A 601-nucleotide genomic window follows, 5' to 3' on the forward strand; every position below is an offset into this window, starting at 1 on the left:
CAGGTGGATGCCCGCCGCCCGCGCCATCTGCGCCAGGCGCTGGATCGCCCCCTCGATGTCCTTGCCCGCCACCATCATCAGGTCGGCCATCTCGTCGACCACGATCACGATGTACGGCAGCGGCGCCAGGTCCATCGCCTCGTCCTCGTACACCGCCTCGCCCGTGTGGCGGTCGAAGCCGGTCTGCACGGTCCGGGTCAGCACCTCGCCCCGATCCGCCGCCTCGGCGACCCGGGCGTTGTAGCCGTCGATGTTGCGCACGGCGATCTTGGACATCTTCTTGTAGCGCTCCTCCATCTCGCGCACGGCCCATTTGAGGGCGATGACCGCCTTCTTGGGGTCGGTGACCACGGGGGAGAGCAGGTGCGGGATGCCGTCGTAGACCGACAGCTCCAGCATCTTCGGATCGACCATGATCAGGCGGCACTCCTCGGGCTTCAGCCGGTAGAGCAGCGACAGAATCATGGTGTTGATCGCCACCGACTTGCCCGAGCCGGTGGTGCCGGCCACCAGCAGGTGCGGCATGCGCGCGAGGTCGGCGATGATCGGCTCGCCGCCGATGTTCTTGCCCAGGCACAGGGCCAGCTTGTGCTTGCTCTCC

1 protein-coding gene is annotated in these 601 nt (G+C 67.4%); it reads right to left on the reverse strand.

Going from position 1 to position 601, the window contains the following annotated elements:
• Positions 1 to 601: FtsK/SpoIIIE domain-containing protein (locus MKK82_RS12305; protein WP_279602963.1), on the reverse strand; the 601-nt coding region annotated here is incomplete at both ends.

Origin of the sequence: Methylobacterium sp. E-046 (assembly GCF_022829625.1) — a bacterium.
GTDB classification, from domain to species: domain Bacteria; phylum Pseudomonadota; class Alphaproteobacteria; order Rhizobiales; family Beijerinckiaceae; genus Methylobacterium; species Methylobacterium longum.